General features: G+C 54.2%; 10 protein-coding genes. All 10 read left to right on the top strand.

The genetic code is table 11. The features are described 5' to 3' along the window. Positions 1-43: 43 nt before the first annotated feature. On the top strand, positions 44-2,962 hold the full coding sequence (locus HMPREF2756_RS01130) for a FadR/GntR family transcriptional regulator (protein WP_070617337.1): 2,919 nt from the start codon (positions 44-46) through the stop codon (positions 2,960-2,962). Positions 2,963-3,280: 318 nt separating this feature from the next. Then, positions 3,281-3,379 (top strand): 30S ribosomal protein bS22, encoded by a 99-nt coding sequence (locus HMPREF2756_RS10880; protein ID WP_005504750.1) that lies wholly within the window; start codon positions 3,281-3,283, stop codon positions 3,377-3,379. 125 nt (positions 3,380-3,504) lie between these two features. Further along, positions 3,505-3,858, top strand: a complete 354-nt coding sequence (locus tag HMPREF2756_RS01125; protein ID WP_246825780.1) for a glutaredoxin family protein — start codon at positions 3,505-3,507, stop codon at positions 3,856-3,858. 56 nt (positions 3,859-3,914) lie between these two features. Further along, entirely contained in the window at positions 3,915-4,604 is a 690-nt protein-coding gene (locus tag HMPREF2756_RS01120) for a histidine phosphatase family protein (protein WP_070617335.1), read from the top strand. Positions 4,605-4,674: 70 nt separating this feature from the next. After that, positions 4,675-5,316 carry a TlpA family protein disulfide reductase gene (locus HMPREF2756_RS01115; protein ID WP_080976557.1) on the top strand — a complete coding sequence of 214 codons (642 nt, stop codon included), beginning with the start codon at positions 4,675-4,677 and terminating at the stop codon, positions 5,314-5,316. Continuing rightward, on the top strand, positions 5,309-6,325 hold the full coding sequence (locus tag HMPREF2756_RS01110; protein WP_048754358.1) for a cytochrome c biogenesis CcdA family protein: 1,017 nt from the start codon (positions 5,309-5,311) through the stop codon (positions 6,323-6,325). Before HMPREF2756_RS01115 ends, HMPREF2756_RS01110 begins: the two co-directional genes overlap by 8 nt. A gap of 15 nt (positions 6,326-6,340) precedes the next feature. Then, on the top strand, positions 6,341-8,095 hold the full coding sequence (locus tag HMPREF2756_RS01105; RefSeq protein ID WP_246825779.1) for a cytochrome c biogenesis protein ResB: 1,755 nt from the start codon (positions 6,341-6,343) through the stop codon (positions 8,093-8,095). A gap of 3 nt (positions 8,096-8,098) precedes the next feature. Further along, positions 8,099-9,211 (top strand): c-type cytochrome biogenesis protein CcsB, encoded by a 1,113-nt coding sequence (ccsB, locus tag HMPREF2756_RS01100; protein ID WP_037231189.1) that lies wholly within the window; start codon positions 8,099-8,101, stop codon positions 9,209-9,211. 373 nt (positions 9,212-9,584) lie between these two features. Beyond that, positions 9,585-16,778 carry a DUF6531 domain-containing protein gene (locus tag HMPREF2756_RS01095; RefSeq protein ID WP_070617333.1) on the top strand — a complete coding sequence of 2,398 codons (7,194 nt, stop codon included), beginning with the start codon at positions 9,585-9,587 and terminating at the stop codon, positions 16,776-16,778. A 26-nt stretch (positions 16,779-16,804) separates the two neighbouring features. After that, positions 16,805-17,466, top strand: a 662-nt coding sequence (locus HMPREF2756_RS01090) for a parapinopsin (protein WP_246825778.1), incomplete at its 3' end; no start/stop codon positions are given.

Here is a 17,466-nt window from a genome sequence, read left to right as displayed (position 1 = left end):
TCTCATAGCATCCCACCTCTAACTCGTATAAACGGAGTTCTCATTGGCTATTCATCGCAAGATTCTGCGCTGGCTTGAGACCGAGCTTTTTGAAGGCAATATTCAGCTCGGTCAAAGCCTTCCTGACGATCAGCGGATTGCCCACGCCATCGGTGTGGGGCGTTCCCGAACCCGAGATGCACTCAAAACCCTTGAAGATATGGAATTGATACGCCTGTACTCTGGGCGCGGCAAAGAGATTATTCCTTATCTCTATGAGGAACCGGCGGCTGCGGCTGCGGGACCTATTCGTCTGCACATGTCTACATCGCTTTACCCAACCCGCGATATGCTGCAGACCCGCATCCTGCTTGAGAGCTGGGCGGTATCTAATATTGACCCCGACAAGGTCTCATTTGATGAGGTTGATGAGGCCCTTGAGACGCTCCAAGACGATACTCTGAGTATTGGTGAGTTTCTTGATCAGCTTTTGACCTTCCACCACCGGCTGGTGCGTTTGGCGGGTAACGAACTGGTCGTGGGCTTGCTGGTTGCGATCCGCCAGTCTTCCTTCGATTCCCTGCTGTCGCTTATGGGACGTTTGCCGCTGTGGAGCAGCACGATGACGCGCATCCGGGTGGAAAACCGTGCCATTGTAGATGCTGTCAAGGACGGCGATGCCCGCACCGCACGCGAACTGATTGCCCACCAGCTGCAAGAGCTATACTCCGAAGCTGGCATAGAGCTGGATCAGGCGGCAAATACCCCGAACGGTATGCCTGGTGACCCCTCTGAGGACGACGAGGAATTCCAAGAGGAGGAATACTCCGAGGAAAGCACTGATTCTTCCGAAGAGCCCGAATCTGACGCTGACGTGGAAGAACACGAGGAAGCGGAACCGGAGCAGGATACCGACGAGAATATTCCCGAATCAGAATATAAGGCTGAGCAGGAGAAATCTCCGGCCGCGCAGCTTCCAAAAATTATTCGTGAAGGAACCACCGTTTCACGCCGTCGTCAAGGACGTATGCGCGTGCCGACCCCGGTGGCCGTGGGCTTCGAGGAAGATGAGGCAGAAGAAACCGCATCCGCCGAGAACACGGGTGATACTCCCACGGCTGACATTCCCGAGCCGCAGGAAACCGCTGAGAGCACCCACGAGTCTCCGATCGATCCCCTTGAGGAAACCGCGGCACACGAACCCCAGCTTGAGAGCGTGCAGCCCGAATTTGAGGATGACGTTCTGCCGGTTGACGAACCCGGTGAGTCTGCATCTGACGATGCACAGGACAAAGAGTCTGCTGAAGAGATAACGGCAGAAAAAGCTACGGACGAGTCTGCCGACGGATCCGAAAAATCCAAGTCTTCGGAAGAGGCACAGGGCAAATCGCAGGACGACTCTGCCTCTCACGAAGACTCAACCGAAAGCACCGAGGATAAAGACGCTGAAGAGACACCCGACGAACAAGAACCTGTTCGGGAAGTCTATGTCGAGAAGGCTCCGGTGGGTAAAATCTCCGCTGAAGAGCTTGTGGCGACCGGCCTTATTCCGTGGCGCACCATGGGACAGCAGGCCGAGAGCGGAACCTCAACCCAGACTGAAGCTGAGGGGGAGGACGATGTTATTCGTGCGCCCCTGCGCCGAAACGTGCCGCCCGTGCGACCCGCGCAGTTCTCACCGCGCAAGTCCGAACAGCCAGAGAAACCGGAGAAGCCCGGGAGTGAGCGCATCAGCCTGATTCGCCGCGTTCGCCATTACTTCGGTCTTGATTTGCCGCATACCCAGGCGGTCAAGCTGGTTGAGGCGCAGGAGGCAGCCGAGAAGAAAGCCGCAGACAACGCGAAATTTGCGACAGAACCTCCTAAGATAGAGCCTAAGTCCGCTTCTGCTTCATCACGTGAGGATGCCCCTGCCGTTGCCTCCGCTGAGACCTCTAAATCTTCGGCGGCTGAGCAAGAGCGGGAAGCCTCCACAGAACCGAAGAAACCAGCGCCGGAACCATCACCCGCGAAGGCGGCAGAGGCTCCCAAGCCTGCTGAGGCGTCGAAACCCTCGAAGCCATCGAGTGATGCAACTTCTAAGAGCGCCGAGCCCGCGCCAAAGGCAGCACCTTCGGATAAGACAGATTCGAAGACTGCTAAGCCTGCGGAAAAGCCCGCATCCGCTCCCGCACAGAGCGTAGATTCGGCGAAGCGCGAGAAACCCGCCACAGAGACCCCTCAGACGGATTCCTCTGACTCTGTGAAGGCAGAACCTTCGGATGCGCCCGTTCAGAGGGCGGCGGCGAATGTCGAGTTGGAGGAAACTCCGGAAGAGATACGTTCTGAGTTGCAGAGTGCGATTACTCTGGACGAGCCTTCGCCCGATTCGGTGCCGACCCCGACCGCTGAGCCCGTGGCGGTTAAACGCCCCAATCGCAAGGATTCAGATTCTCAGGCTCCGGCAAAGAATGTTTCGGTTGCGGCTGCAGCCATACCCCAGCCCGTTCCAGCAGTTGCCCGCCCGGAAACGGCTAATCTGAGCGGTGTCGATTCGACTCCGGTTGCTCCTGCGGTGAACGAAACTAAGAATAAGCCTGTGGAATCTCAACCCAAGCAGAAGGCTCAGGCAGATACCGAGAAAACACCAGTAAAACCCGCCCCGTCACCTTCGGAAATTGCCCAGGCATCGGCAAAACCGGCTTCGAAGAAACCCGAGACGAAAAAGCCTGCGCCCGTAGCAGGCAGCGCCTCGAAGTCTGCATCCGCTAACAAGAAGGCTCTGACGGCGGTAGACGCTAACGGTGCTCCGAATCCTTTTGAGGGCTTCGATGTCCTGGGAGCTGTCGAGCGTGCGCATGCGGCGGAAGCGGCTGCTGCTCAGAAGAAGCAGGCTAAGACTCAGGGATCCGCAAGCGAGGCTAAAAAACCGGCTCAGAACGGTACTTCTAAGGGCGCCAGTGCCCTCTCGAAGGGGAAGAAGAACCGTAAGAGGCGCCACTAGCGCTATCGCGCCGCCATTTGGCATTTGGGGCGGCGGGAACTCGGGAGTATGCATCCGTGGTTCTCGCCGTCTCATGTATATCCGCTGCGGTGGAAAAGACATCGGGGGCGAGAGAAAGCTCGCAAAATCGAAGGTTTTCTGCCCTTCAAATGGTGAAAATAGGCCATTACCTTGTACCCTAGGAAGGTAGCGTTCTCAAAACGCTTGGGCACTGCTGTGCCTAAAATGCCTTTTAGAGCGTTTATACCGGTATAAACATACCCGGGTAGCTACCAAACCGGTTTGGTTTGGCCGGGTCTAGAAAAGTGAGGAAATCCTATGGGTTCCGTTATTAAGAAGCGCCGCAAGCGTATGTCCAAGAAGAAGCACCGTAAACTGCTTCGCAAGACTCGCCACCAGCGCCGCAATAAGAAGTAATTAAGGCTTCTGCGCCCCGCATCTAGCAGGTTCAACCGCAAGGATGCGGGGTGTTTTGCCTCTGGCGCACCAGTGCGTGAACCTAGATGTGGCGCTGTGACCTGTATATATTCCCGACCGAGCATATGTGCGAACAAGAATCATATATCGCGTGCAAGATTGGTTGGGCACACAAGATCGCGCGGCAGAACCTCAAGAAGCTGCACGGGTATACACTGGGAACTATGCCTGAACCTGTCATTGAACTTTTGACCCGTCCCGGGTGCCATCTCTGTGAGGATGCGCGCCTAACCGTGAGCGAAATCTGCGCCGAGTACGGTCTGGACTATACCGAGCTCGATATTACCAATAACCCGGATCTGCTCAAACGCCACGAGACCGAAATTCCGGTGCTGCGCATCGACGGCGAAGCGAAGGATTTTTGGCGTATTAACCCCAAACGCATGCGCAAGATTCTCGACAAGAAACTTGCCCGCTAACCGGACACTTCGCAATATATTTTGGGGTAGCGCCGAAAGTCTGAGAAACTGAGAGAATGACTACTCAGCCCACGGTTACGGTTCACCTGATGCGCCACGGCGAAGTTCACAACCCCGAACGCATTGTCTACGGCCGTTTGCCACACTACGCTCTCTCCGAGAAGGGCCAGCAGATGGTGCGCATGAGCGCCCAAGAATTTGCTCAGCGCGCGCAGGACGGTGCCAAGATTGTGCATCTGGTATGCTCACCCCTGCTGCGCACCCGCGAATCTGCCGCGCCAATCACCGAGCTGCTGGGTCTGGAGGCACATGCGGATCAGCGGGTTATCGAAGCCGATAACTATTTTGAGGGCGAGCATGTCACCAGGCAGGGCCTTCTGCGCAACCGTGAACACTGGGGCAAACTCTACAACCCTCTGCGCCCATCCTGGGGGGAACCGTACCTTGACCAGGTAAAACGCATGGCATCCGCTATTCAGGATGCGGCACGCACCGCCTACGACAAAGGTGGCGAAGGCGCACAAGCGATTATTGTCTCGCACCAGCTGCCCATCTGGGTCACCCGCCTGGGGTTAGAAGGCCGCTTGCTACAGCATGACCCGCGCACACGCCAGTGCAACCTTGCCTCGATCACCTCCCTCGACTTTAAGAGCACGGATTTTGACCATGAAATGCCGCAGGTGAGCGGATACTCCGAACCCGCCTCGCCCCTGTACGGCGGCGTGATTCAGCTTCCCGGAAGCTAGTCTCCTATAGTTTAAGAACGCAGGCCTTCGCACACACCGATGCCGCCACCAGCTGGCACGGAAGGAAAGCATGAACCCTATGCCAAAACCCACGACGCCGAATACTCTACTCACTCGCCGCGCGCTTCTGCACACGGGCGCGGGTATTTGCGCCACCGCCGCCGGTGTCGTGCTCCTCTCGGCGTGCTCATCCAGCGATGATTCCCTGGCGAAACAGGCAAATTCGGGCGATAACAAAGGCTATATCGCGGGCGATGGTTCCGTCACCGAATACCAGGAAGCCGAACGCGGTGACCCTGTCGCCTTCACCGGCGAACTCTTCGACGGAAAAACCGTAACCGCCGAATCCCTGCGCGGTAAACCGGTACTGCTGAACTTCTGGTACGCCGGATGCGCCCCCTGCCGCGCCGAAGCACCCGACCTGCAGAAACTCTCCGAAGAATTCAAAGATAAAATCGCCTTTTACGGTGTGAACGTGCGCGACGAGAAGAACACGGCAGAAGCCTTCGAGCGCAGCTTCAACGTCACCTACCCTTCCTTCAAAGACGTCACGGGCAAGGTTCTTCTCTCGCTCAGCAAATACGTACCCGCGCAAGCGGTGCCCACCACCGTGATCCTAGACGAGAAGGGGCGCGTGGCATCCCGCGTGCTGGGGCAGGCTAACCCGTCCATCCTGAAAACCCTTGTCGAGACCGTGACGAAGGGTGCCTAGCGTGCCGCACACGCCCGTTCAGCCGCTCATCGCTATCGCCGGGGTTGGTGCTTTACCTGTGGCGAGCATCAGCTCGACCGTGCTAGACGGCTCGCTGTGGCTGTCGATACCGCTTGCCGCGCTCGCGGGGTTTATTTCTTTTGCCTCCCCGTGCGTGCTGCCCCTGGTTCCGGGGTATTTGGGATATGTTGCGGGACTGGCCGGGGCGAATATACCGGCAACGGGTGCATCACAAGCTGACGGGCATGCGGCGGAGCCCGTGGATGCGAAAACTTTCGCCCTCGTGAACCCGGCGGCGGCGCGGCGTTTAGCGCCAACGGCACCTCAAACACAGGATGTAGTAGACAATCACAGCGTTTCTGCGCCTATAACAGCAGAGAGTAAAGCTCAGACACCGAATGAGTATGCTGTAACTCGCCGCAAAGCCACCTGGCGGTTACTCGCCGGAGTTGCCCTGTTTATCGCGGGATTCTCCGCTATTTTCGTGCTTCTCTCGGTTGTCCTCGCCCAGCTCGGCGCCGCACCCTGGCTCAAGGGGCAGTCCTGGGTCACGATGATTCTGGGCGCGTTGGTTGTGCTTATGGGAGTCATATTTCTGGGCGGGCTTTCAATCTTTCAGACCGATAAGCGCCTGCATCGCCGCTCGATCACCGGGCTGTGGGGTGCACCGATTCTGGGCATAACCTTCGGGTTGGGATGGGCACCCTGCATCGGGCCGACCTTCGCGGCCGTGCAGACCCTCGTATATACGGGCGGTTCCGGCACCGGCAAGGCAGTCGTTCTGACTCTCGCATACTGTCTGGGTCTGGGCGTTCCCTTTCTGCTCGTGGCATGGGGCATGGGCAGGGGAGTGAGCACCCTGGCGTGGGCGCGAAAACATCGCCTAGGCATACAGCGGGTGGGCGGTGCCGTACTCATCCTGATCGGGGTACTGCTCATGACGGGGCTGTGGACCGAGCTGATGTCATGGATACAGGCGGCATTACCCGCCTACGAACTACCGATCTAAGAAAGGAGGGCTGTCATGGTTTCCGAACACAGCGACGATGAAAACACTTCAACAGAGGCAAAGGATACAAACACTGCAAACCGCAAGGCGGGCAAAACCGCAGATGCCGGGCGTGCCGTGAACGCATCCGAGAAGACCGAGAAAACCGGTAAACCAGCGCGCAAGGATGCGCCAGCCCTCGGGTTCGTGGGCATGCTTCGCTGGTGCTGGACTCAGCTGACCAAAATGAACACGGCGCTCATGCTTCTGCTTTTGCTGGCGGTGGCGGCGGTGCCTGGCTCGATTTTCCCCCAGCGTGTCCAAGACCCTACCAAGGTTACCGATTACATTAAGAACCATCCCGGCTGGGGCGAATTTGCCGATAAAATTCAGCTTTTCGACGTGTTCTCCTCGGCGTGGTTCTCTGCCATCTATCTGCTGCTGTTTATTTCGCTGATCGGATGCGTAACCCCGCGAGCCATCAAACACGCGAAAGACTGGCGTAAGCCACCGGCACGCACCCCCAGAAACCTTTCCCGTATGCCGGTGCACCGTCAGCTTGAGATTCCCGTGGCGGATGCCGGGCTGAACCTGAGTGCCAAGGGTGCGATTGAGGATGCGGCGCGCATCCTGAAAAAGAGCCACTACCGAGTTGAAATTCGAGACGAAGAGAACGACCATTACTCGGTCGGTGCTGAACGCGGGTATCTGCGCGAAATCGGCAATATTCTCTTTCACGTGGCGATGATTGGCATTCTGGTAGGGGTCGCCTTCGGTTCGCTCTATGGGTACCGCGGACAAAAAATTCTGGTTCAGGATGAAACTTTCGTCAATTCGCTGATTGGCTACGATTCGTTTACCCCCGGCACGAATTACAACCCCGACTGGCTTACCCCGTATGCGGTTACGCTCAATAATTTTCAGGTGCGCTACGACCGCCAGCAAGACAGCCACACCTACGGGCAAGACCTTGACTATAAGGCGGAGCTGACGGTGCATGATCCGCAGGGCGGCACCGAGCAGAAGACCCTCAAGGTGAATGAGCCGGTCGATATTGGCGGTACCAGCATTTTCCTCTCGGGTAATGGGTATGCGCCCGTGGTGCGAGTGACGGACGGCGAAGGTAAAGTCGCCTATGAGGGCACCGTGGTGGGCATTACCACGGACGGTAAATACACCTCATCGGTGGTGCTCAAGGTTCCGGATGCCAAACCTAGCCAGCTTGGTTTTGTGGGCATGTTCCTGCCTACCGGCGACTATGCGCGCGGCACCACCGTACCCCACTCGGTAGATTCCGCCCCCGCAAACCCCATGCTGATTTTCCAGTCCTATTCGGGCGATCTGGGGCTCAACTCGGGGCAGCCGCAGAATGTTTACGTGCTCGATACCTCTAAGTTGCAAGAGCTGAACTCCATGGCACAGGGCAACGGCATTGTACTGAGCGCTCAGAACCCCGAAGCCGTGCTGCCCGATAACAAGGGAAAGATCGAGTTTTTGGGGTATAAACGCTATGTCGGTCTGGATGTGCGCCACGACCCCGGGCAGAATATTGTTCTGTACTCCTTTGTGGTCGCGTTCGCCGGGCTTATCGTCTCGCTTTTCGTGGCGCGCCGCCGTGTATGGGTGCGTGCCCACACCGCCGATGGCGTGCTCGTGGTTGAATACGGCCTGCTGGCACGCGGGGAAGACCCGCGCCTTGCGAACGAGGCCGAACGCCTCACCGATGCTTTCGCCGCCGCTTGGGGGCTAGAATTTGATGATGATAACCATGATGAAAACGAGGGTAAGTAGCCGATGCTGAACGACTCATTAGCGCGCTCCAGCGAACTATTTATGTACATTGCGGCGCTGATTTACACCGTCGTTTTTATTGCGTTCACCTCCGATGTGGTGGCAAACTCGCGCGTGACACGGCGCCTGGAAGGGCGGTCTGAGGGTACCGCACAGAAACCCAGCGTCAAGGCGAAGATAAAGGTTGGTGCAGGCGCTGTTTCTGGCGCATCCGCGACGGCGAATACCGCTGCGGATACGGTTCGCACGGGCGGTACCGAACAGGGCACCGGCGAACGCGGCATGGGGTATAAGGGTGCTGCCGCACGGGCTCTCGAAGGCGAGGTTGCCGATTCTGCGATGCTGTACACGGGCGTTCGCCGCCCCGCCGCGCGCATCGCCGTGGTTGTGATGGTGCTTGCCGCTCTCGTGCACACCGCCGCCGTGATAATGCGCGGTATCGCAGCGCAGCGCGTGCCCTGGGGGAACATGTACGAGTTCTGCACCACAGGCGCGCTCATGGTGTCTGCGGTGTTTCTGATAACCCTCATATTCCGCGATGTGCGCTTCGTGGGCACGCTGGTGTCTGGGCTTGTGCTCATTATGCTGTGCGCCGCCACAATTGGTTTCCCCACGCCGGTGGGGCATTTGAAGCCTGCGCTGCAAAGCTATTGGCTGGTAATTCACGTATCGATTGCGGTGTTAGCATCCGGGGTGTTCACGATTACCTTCGCGATGGCTGTACTGCAGCTGGTGCAGACCAGGCGCGAGCAGCGCATCCTGAATGGTAAATCGGGCGGATGGGCGTTTATGCGCCTGGTTCCGAGCGCCCAGGCTCTAGAGAATTTTGCGTTCCGCATGAACGCGCTGGCGTTTGTGATGTGGACGTTTACGCTTGCCGCCGGTGCGATTTGGGCGAATCACGCGTGGGGACGCTACTGGGGCTGGGACACCAAAGAGGTGTGGACCTTCGTGATCTGGGTGGTGTATGCGGCGTATCTGCATGCACGCGCGACTCGCGGCTGGGCAGGCCCCCGCTCGGCATGGCTGTCTATTATCGGCTATGCATGCATTATCTTTAATTTCACGGTTGTGAACATTTTCTTCTCGGGTTTGCATTCATATTCGGGGTTGTAATCGGGATAACAGTGGATAACGGAATACTGCAGTAATTTTGGAAATTTAAGTTCATAAAACGTGTGGACGGGGTTGTGTAACCCCGTCCACACGTTTTATGAGAAGCAGCTTCACCCAAAGACCCAAAAAGATTACAAAGAAAGTAATTGTGGGTCATTAAAATATTTGACGAATATTCTGGGTTCTTATTGGAGACCTTCGTATAATGGTGATACCGAACGGTGTATGGCATACGTTTGAGGACAACCAACCACTGTGAGCCGTCCTCAAGCTACCCTGAGATATCTACCCGGTCAATCGCTGGAATGCTGTCAAAGATGTCATGTGCCCGGTTTTCGTTGACTGATGATAGAGAGAAGAGGGATATAAGCCCATGCATGCAAATACCAACTCGATTAAGTTTGATTTTGAGGAAGCTGAGAAGTTTCATGCAGCTCTCCGAACCTGCAAGACAACCCTTGAAAACCAGGCACGTGACCGAAATGAAGTCACAGAATATGCAAAGTCGCAGCTTGAGGGTGGTTATGGGCGTCTCTTCTCTCGTAATGCTGACAGTCTCATTGAGATGGGAGCAGAGCTCATCGAGTCCCTTCGAAACGCCGAAGATAATATGAAAAAATATATTGCTGCCGCCCACGAGGAAGTTCGTATTCGTAAAGAAGTTACTGAGTGGGAGTCTATGAAGGGATCTCTTGATAATATCAAGCGAAATGCAGAACATTACAATGGCCAAGAAGTTATGCCTGTGAAGCCGGAGCATCGCCATTTAAAACCTACAGATTCCATGCCTCCTAAGCCTGAACCACAGCCTCGTCCTCATTACGATGTTTACAATTCAACTTCTTTGAAGAGGTATAACCAAAAAGTTGACCAAGTACGGGCTAATCTAAAGGGTGAAAAAGGGCCAGAAGCTGATTCATTTGTCAGGTATAAGATTAATGCAGGCGATATAAATATGAATGAGTTAGCTCAAGGAAAGGTTTCGGGAATTCCTGAACATCTTATTAAATACCACGACATGATTGAGAGTATGAATCCTCGTGTAGAGCAAGACTATAACGCGATGAAGTCCTCTTATGAAGCTTTTAGGCATGGCACCGAATGGGGAGAATTTAATGCAGAAAGCCTCATCGCCGCTGTTTATATCTGGTCCCAAGATAACCTTGTGGAGGCGTATCGTGCCGCAAAGATTGGGATAGAACTCTGGAAAGCTGGTAGTCAGGGGGAGCTTAGCGAAACAAATCCCAATCTTTCGAACCCCCAGGTTTTGCATTCTGTTGAGAGCAGTATATTTGTAAACGATCAAGACCTTAAAAAACTCCCAATAACACATATACTTCCTTATGTACCTTCGGCAGGTATTTCGGGAGCTTATCCTAGCTCAGGTTATTTGAATGATCCAGTTAATATTGCAACAGGTAACTTTATTGAGTATGAGCTTGATTTAGCTTTTGATAATACTGCCGCTACTGCATTATCTCTGGAGCGTATGTATAACAGTTTTGCGGTGGTACATCCAGAGGCAATTCCTTCAGGAATTTTTGGGCTCGGATGGTGTTCCACTTTGGATACTTGGATTGACTTTACCTCAGAAAATGCTCAGTGGTATACCAAAGACGGGCGTATTCTGCACTTTAGTCGTTCGGGTGATGGGTATGACCGCACCCCGCAGGAACCCTGGTGGCTCACCAAAGTACTGCCTAGCGACGAACTGTATGAGTGGATCACGCAGGCAATGCAGCAGGCATTCGAGCAGGTGCATAACTGCGAGAAAGAACTTGCCCAAAACTCGCATGAAGAGGTAGATTTCTCGCAAAAACGTGGAGAGCTGATCTTCACATCACATTACTGGGTCATTGAAGACAACAAACATACGCGCCATATATATAACTCGGCAGGCGTTTGGGTGGGTACTGCGGTCGGGCATTTGAGCGATGCGATGGTTCCTGTGTACGCTACTGCAACGTTTGAGTTTGAGAGCGTACCTCAACGTATTGTCACAGACCTCGTGCATCCTGTGGCGCATCGGGCTATTCACATAGATTACGAGCTTGATTCCACTGGTGGATTACGCCCCGCGCAAGCATATACGTACAATACAGCGGGTATAAGTGCGGGTACTCCCCAAACTGCCGTTGGCTACAGTTACGTGCCTGAAGGGGAGAACGCCTCAGGTCACCTCTGCGCCGCGGAGAAGATGAATGGTACCCGCACATATACCCACACCCCGGAGCATTTGATCCATGAGGTGACCGATGTTAATGGACACGTTGAGGTCACGAATACCTACGATGACAACGGGCGTGTGATACATCAGCACACTGAATATGATGACGATATTTCTTATAGTTATACGGATGCAGGCGTAACAACTGTTGCTCAGGCTGAGACCGGACTAAGGGTTAACATTTTTTATAGCGACCCTAAAGGACGTCTTACGGGGGTTACAGATGGGAACGGGAAACGCTACAGCATTCGGTACGGAACTGGTGATAATCGAGTCAGTATTACTGATCGTGATGGCTCTATTACCAGCCGTTCCTTCGACCAGCATGACCGGCTAGTCCGCGAACGTACCCCGGAGGGAACCGACTATACCTACAGTTGGGATGAGTATAACCGCGTCACCGGGGTTTCGATCTGTGATGCCAGGGATGTACGGAATTTGGGTACTCCTGTAACTACTTTTTATGAATACGCAGATTCAGTTAACCCCAATCCTTCAGCCGTTATTGAGAGCAACGGTGCGAAAACCCAGTTGGTCTGGGATGAGCACGGTCGGCTTGTGGAGACCATAGACCCCACCGGGGTGTGCACCGTCATGACCTATGACATTCATGGGGATCTGAAGACCATGACGGATGGTGTGGGAAACACAACTACTCTGGTACGTGATGGTGCTGGGCGCGTAACACAGGTCATTGACCCATTAGGGCGAACTCTTCGTATTCGATACAACGCTTCCGGCATGATTTCCAGCTTCGAAGAAGCTACCGGTGCTCGCTGGAGTTTCTTATATCAAGAAGCCCGAGAGGCACCGCGGGTCCCTGCGACTTTGCGCACTGCGCAGCGTTTTGCTGGTCTAGATAATACGAATATTGTTGGCGATCAAGAGCAGGGAAATCTGCCTCATGCGGTGACAGATCCATACGGAAACGTTACTACTCTGACCTATAATCGAGCCCGGGAAATTACCTCTGTGACTGACCCGTTAGGCCGCACCACCCGGAATATTTATAACCAGTCGGGTAACCTGACCCAAGTTATTGAGGCTTCAGGGGCAACATGGACTTATGAGTATGACGGAATCCGTCAACTTATTGCCGCCATTGACCCTCTAGGCGGCGTGACTCGGTACACCTATGACCCCGTGGGGAACCGAACTTCTGAAACTGACCCCACAGGGGTGAAGATCAAGCAGAACGTCGACCGCAAGCGTGGTCTGGAGAGGACCACGGATGCTTACGGTAATTCCTTCAAACAGATCGATGTTTTCGGTCGTGTGGTCGCCCAGAAAACGGGAGTTAAAGTAGGGTCTTCCGAAAAGCCTGATTCTGAGGAATTTATCACCTACGATCATGCCGGTAATCCTGTTGAAATTGTGGATGCGCAGGGTGGGTTAACTCGCATTATTCGGGATCTTGCAGGTCGCCCGTTACGGGTAGTTTCACCTGCTGGGCGCGTGCAAACTTATGAATATGATGCAGCAGGTCGTCTAGAGCGGTACGCGATGAGCCTTGATGAGCCGGTACCAGCTGCTGAGATAACACAAGATTCTGAACCTACTCAATGGGCTGTCACGCGTCTGGTCTATGATGCCGCTTCCCAAGTTGTGGAGCGTATCCTTCCGGATGGCTCCGCAGAATATATCGATTATGATGCCGCCGGTCGTGTTATCAAGGTGACTAAGGGCGCTCGCAGTGCAAGCTATGAATACGATCAGGGCGGTCGTCTGGTGGGGCTGCGCGATAACACGTATGGCTATCGTCGTTTTTCCTACGATGCCGCTGGTCAGCTGATTCGGACCATTGATGGGCTGGGCAACCGCACCCACATGAAGTATGACGCTGCGGGTAATATTGCGCAGGTTATGGATTCTACTGGGCAGATCACTCGCTACGAATACGATGCCTTGAACCGTCTGACCCGCACCACTAACGCGGCGGGTATCGTCTTTGAGTATGGGTATGATGCGGCTGGCCGTTTAACCCGCGCTTTCGACGGTGTACATGAGCGCACCTACGAGTACGACTATAAACGCGGCGGCGAGCTTCGGTATGCTTTCTGCGATGGTGTGCGTATTGCACAGTACGGCAGTGAAAATAAGGGACGTACTGTGTGGGTACGTGATTACGCCACTGCTCAGGCTCTTGACGGTCGTGCGCCGGAGGAAGCTTATGTTGAGCACCGCTACGAGTATGATTCCGCCGGGCAGCTCGTTAAGCGTTCCCGAAGCGCTGTTATTGACCCTCACTCACCAGATTCAGAGCACAAGATGTCCAAATCTACGGACGTCGAGAACCAGGTTCAGGCGCTCAATACTTTTGTTTCTACAGGTGCATATACTCTCACATATTCCTACGATGCCGACGGTAACCGCACTGCCACAGTAACTCCATACGGTACATCGCATGCGGTGTATGACGGCGCGGGTCATGTGATTCGCCGCGAAACCTACAGTACCGGTGAAGATAAGCCTGTTGTTTCCACATATTCATATGATGTGATGGGGCAGCTTGTTCGTGCCCAGGTAGGGGATATTGTTTCTACCTGGCGGTTTGACGCTTCAGGTCGAGTCTCGGAATACGGCAAAAATCTTGTTGCTGAAGAAGCCTCCGAATTTGCAGGCGGCATCGAACCTGAAAATCAGGGAATAAATGAGAAGACCCAGATAACCCGTGACGCCCAGGGGCGTGTAGCTGGTGTGCAGACAAACAACTCACTAGTGATGTACTCCTATGATGCCGCCGGTCAATTGATCGGTGCTCGTGAGGGCGATCTTGAATATGAATGGGTCTTTGAGAACGGTCTGATGGTGAGCGAAAAACTCTACCGTGTGGATGATGCAGAGCAACACAAACGTACCGTTCTGAGTGAACGTTCCTTTGAATATAACGTCCTCAATCAACTGGTTCAGATCGAGACCTTGGAGTACGCAGCTGCTATAGCCCCAGAGTTTGTGGGGCTTCACCATGAAGTTATTAACCGCGTAACCACAACTTATGCCTATGATGCGGCAGGATACCGCGTGCGTGAATATACCGCTTCAAACCAGGGTACTCGTACAGCTCGCGAGTACGAGTGGGGCGTTTGGGGCGGTCTTTCCTCGGTTACGACTACGTCAAATTCTGATGCCTTCCATACGGAGGCTCTGGGTGTACGCGGCGTAGCGTCCCGGGTACGTCTTGTCACGGATGCCGCGGGTGAACTGGCTCAGGTTACTGGTGTAGACAGCATCTCAATGCCTGTACTGTGGGATTCACTCTCTGATACCCCACAGGTTTTGGGCGTGGGAGCTGTGAGTGCACCGGATTGCGACGGCGGGTTCTCTCAGGTAGGTGTTCCGCAAGGGGTAAATCCGTGGGGTGTGCCTGATCCAGCGGGTATAGCTCATATTCCTGGGACAGGGAGCTTCGACCCGTTTAGCCAAGTATTACCTGAGGGAGTATCCTTTACAGGCGCCGGCAGCGTGCGTATCGCCGGGTTGGATGTCATGGGTGCCCGCACATTTGACGGTGTTTCGAAGCGTTTCCTGTCGACTGATCCGCTAGCGCCAGTGGCCGGTTCGCCATGGTTCGCAGACCCCTATTCTTTCGTGGGCTCTAGCCCCATGAATATGGTGGATCCATGGGGTACAACTGAGGTCTCTGTTGCGCTCGCACAAGATACAAGCTTTGAAGGCTGGTTAAGCAGGAACCGTCAAGAAGTCTCGCGTGCTCTTATCGCAGTTGGCATAGTTGTTTCCATCGTTTCCATACCTATTCCCGGTTTAAGTGTGGCGATTGCAGCCGGGACTTTGTCAGGCAGCAGTATGGCAGTCGGTATAACGTTGAACTCTGATGCTTCTTTGAAGAGCGGCGGGTATGTTGATACTGGCGATGTGGCCTTTGCAGCCACCGTGGGTGGTATTACTGGAGGTCTTACAGCGGCTGCCGGTTATGGTGCCGCTTACAGTGTTGAGAAATGGGTTGCTCCTAAGGCCGTGGAGGGTTTTTCTAAAGTGCGTAGCACCTTTTCGCCTTCTACATCGTCAGCGATTCAAACAAGTGAGCGTGCGATTGCGGCAGAGACCAGGTTTGTTCCACAGGGTTCTAACCTTGTGAACTCTTCGAGTAATGCAGCGCGTGTTGCAAATGTGGAGTCGAAAGTTACTTCGGCATCTCCAACTGCTGTGAAGTGGGAGAATGTGCCAGTGGTTGCCGCTGGCACAAAAGGCGCTTCTACAGGTGCACGTTCAGGTGCTCCAGTACAGGCGGTGACGGTGTCGTCGAGTCAGGGGAAGGCTATTCCTGTTATCGCCACCGGGTCGAAAGGGGCTTCAAGTTTGAAAGCTGCTGGTCCTGCTCAGGTGGGTAAGGTTCCTGGTGCTCCTGCGGCTGCGGTTGCCTCAAAGGGCGCTCAGATCGGCTCTAAGAGTGCCTCAGGTGAGTTGCGTGCTGTTGGTCCTGTGAATGTGGGTAAGTCTTCATTAGGAACAGCGAAACCTACTGTAGGTCAACGGTTAAAGGCTGTTGGTGCTAACGCTGCAGTAAATGGTATCACTGGTGCCGCCGTAAATGGCGTGTCGTATACAGGACAATCTTTGATGGGTCTTACTCCTGAGCCATTTAACGCTGGTGAATTGTTGAATCAGATGGGGACTGGTGCTACGGGTAATATACTGGGTGGTTTGGCGAAGCCTGCTGCTGGTTCTGCGGGGAACTATTTAGGTTTTAAGCCCGGTGGTTTTGGACAGAATAGTTTGGAGGCTGGTTTTGCTGGCGGTATGAGTGTGGCTAATGGTGAGCTGTGGGCTGGTCTGTCGGGTAATCCTACATCGGGTGGGGATAAGGTGTATAACTTCTTGTCCGGAGGTACATTGAGCCAAGTGGGTAATTTTGGCCCGAAGAATCATAAATTGGAGAATGTGAAGGTCGGTTCTTTGGGGCAGCCGCTGAAGGGCCCTGAGTACTTGGGGTCTTATCGGCAGATGGGCTTGGGGCATCCTACATCAGTGCGTAATCAGTATCGTGATTTTGGCCCGTTGGCGTTGAATTCTACGACGAATGCTGGTTTGGTGGCGTTGTCTGATGCGGCGAAGAAGCATTGGGTGGATAGGCTTTTGAATTTTGAGGGTGCTCCTGCGTATCCTGTGCCATCTCCTGGTCCTTCTCCGGTTCCTTTGAGCGTTGATTCGGATGGTTCTGGTATGTCCGGTGGCGAGGTTCAAGTTCTGGAGCCGGAAAATATACGAGAGCCTGGTAATGTTCAGGTTCTTGAAGATATCCGTGAGCTAGAGAACGTGCAAGAGCCTGAGAATGTTGAACAGGCTGAGGGTTCTGACGTTGATTTTGTGGGTGGTGAGTAGGCGTGCGGGTGCGTGTTCGGGATTGTGTGTATTGGGGTTGGGGTCCGTTTTGGGCTTTGGTGGTGCAGGTGTTGATTTGGTGGCCTATTGTGGGGTTGGTGGTGCGGGTTGCGCCGTCGCATCCTATGGTGGGTCCTCATTTGCCGTTTTATGTGGTGTTGTTTTCTTTGCCGTTTGTAGGTATTGCGGTTAATTTTTGTTTGTTTCGGTTTTTGCATCCGCGGCGGGCGTTAGGGTGGATGGTGCCTGTTGCGTTTGGGTTTATGTTTTTGTTTGGTCTTTTTCCGATGCCTTTTCGTGGTCTGTCGATGTTTGGTTTTGGGTCTGTGGTGTGTGGGTTGTATCCGGGTATTTTGTTGAATAATTATTATGAGTTGTATCGTGTGGCGAAGATGTCTGATGAGGAGGTGGAGGAGTATCAGCGTGAGCATGAAGCTCGGGAGGTTCGTGAGGAGAAATACGAAGAAAAAACGGCTGATGTTTATATATCATTGTTATTTTTAATGTTTTTTATAATCGTTGGTTTTTTTGCGGTGGGTATTCCGGCGATGCATTGGAAGGGGTATGATCCGTCTCCGATGATTTTTCCTGCGGTGGTGGTGACAGCAGCCGGTATGGCGGTGTCGGTATTGGTGAAGCGTGTGTTGGAGTGGCAGGTTTCGGGGTGGGTGTATGGTGTGTTGTTGGT

It is taken from the genome of Rothia sp. HMSC067H10, assembly GCF_001810635.1.
GTDB classification, from domain to species: domain Bacteria; phylum Actinomycetota; class Actinomycetes; order Actinomycetales; family Micrococcaceae; genus Rothia; species Rothia dentocariosa.
This window is presented reverse-complemented; position numbering and strand designations above follow the sequence as displayed.